This window comes from Streptomyces sp. Y7, assembly GCF_043195415.1.
GTDB lineage: Bacteria > Actinomycetota > Actinomycetes > Streptomycetales > Streptomycetaceae > Streptomyces.
Genome location: NZ_JBIDDQ010000070.1, coordinates 1 through 418, shown reverse-complemented (window position 1 = coordinate 418; position 418 = coordinate 1). Strand labels below are relative to the sequence as shown.

Here is a 418-nt window from a genome sequence, read left to right as displayed (position 1 = left end):
AAAAAGGCGTCATGCTGCAAACTCTCGACTCTCTGTGGAAAGAGCACCTGGCGGCGATGGACTATCTGCGTCAGGGTATCCACCTGCGTGGCTATGCACAGAAAGATCCGAAGCAGGAATACAAACGTGAATCGTTCTCCATGTTTGCAGCGATGCTGGAGTCGTTAAAATATGAAGTTATCAGCACGCTGAGCAAAGTCCAGGTACGTATGCCTGAAGAGGTTGAGGAGCTGGAACAACAGCGTCGTATGGAAGCCGAGCGTTTAGCGCAAATGCAGCAGCTTAGCCATCAGGATGACGACTCTGCAGCCGCAGCTGCACTGGCGGCGCAAACCGGTGAGCGCAAAGTAGGACGTAACGATCCTTGCCCGTGCGGTTCTGGTAAAAAATACAAGCAGTGCCATGGTCGCCTGCAATA

General features: G+C 52.6%; 1 protein-coding gene. It reads left to right on the top strand.

The annotated features are described in order from the left end of the window. Window positions 1–11: 11 nt before the first annotated feature. Window positions 12–418, top strand: a 407-nt coding sequence (locus ACGFW6_RS45150) for an SEC-C metal-binding domain-containing protein (RefSeq protein ID WP_349816135.1), incomplete at its 3' end; no start/stop codon positions are given.